The 458-nt window shown below is 62.0% G+C and carries 1 protein-coding gene and 1 pseudogene; both read left to right on the top strand.

From position 1 onward, the window contains the following. Nucleotides 1–228: pseudogene (locus NCT04_RS34950) on the top strand (IS21 family transposase); the annotation flags it as partial. A 12-nt stretch (nucleotides 229–240) separates the two neighbouring features. Further along, nucleotides 241–458 (top strand): ATP-binding protein (locus NCT04_RS34945; protein ID WP_250470287.1); only part of this gene is annotated, 218 nt, incomplete at its 3' end.

Raw genomic sequence — 458 nt, 5'->3', positions numbered from 1 at the left:
CCCGAGCACGGCTATCGGGCGTGCCTTGGCTTGCTCTCGCTCTCACGTCGCTATGGTCGCGACCGTCTCGAAGCGGCTTGCGCGTTGGCGCTTGAATTGGGTGTACATCGTTACCGCCACGTGCGCGACATCCTCATCAACAACCGCGACCGCGCGGCAGCGACCACGCCCGTCGAATGGGTCAGTCCGAGTCACGCGCATGTCCGTGGCCCCAGCTACTATCAATAAAGAGAACCCGCCATGATGATGCACCAAACCTTGACGCAACTACGCACCCTGAAGTTGGATGGGTTCGCTGACGGATTGGAAGAGCAGCTGACGCAGCCCGGTACTGCGGCTCTGAGCTTCGAGGAACGCCTGTCGTTGCTGGTCGACCGGGAGGCAAGTTGGCGCGATGATCGTCGCCGCACTCGACTGCTCAAGCAAGCGCGCCTGAAGTATCCGCAGGCCGCCATCGA

Origin of the sequence: Caballeronia sp. GAFFF2 (assembly GCF_023631485.1) — a bacterium.
In the GTDB taxonomy this organism is placed as follows: domain Bacteria; phylum Pseudomonadota; class Gammaproteobacteria; order Burkholderiales; family Burkholderiaceae; genus Caballeronia.
Note: the sequence above shows the minus strand (reverse complement) of the source record. Positions and strands in the feature narration are given on the sequence as shown.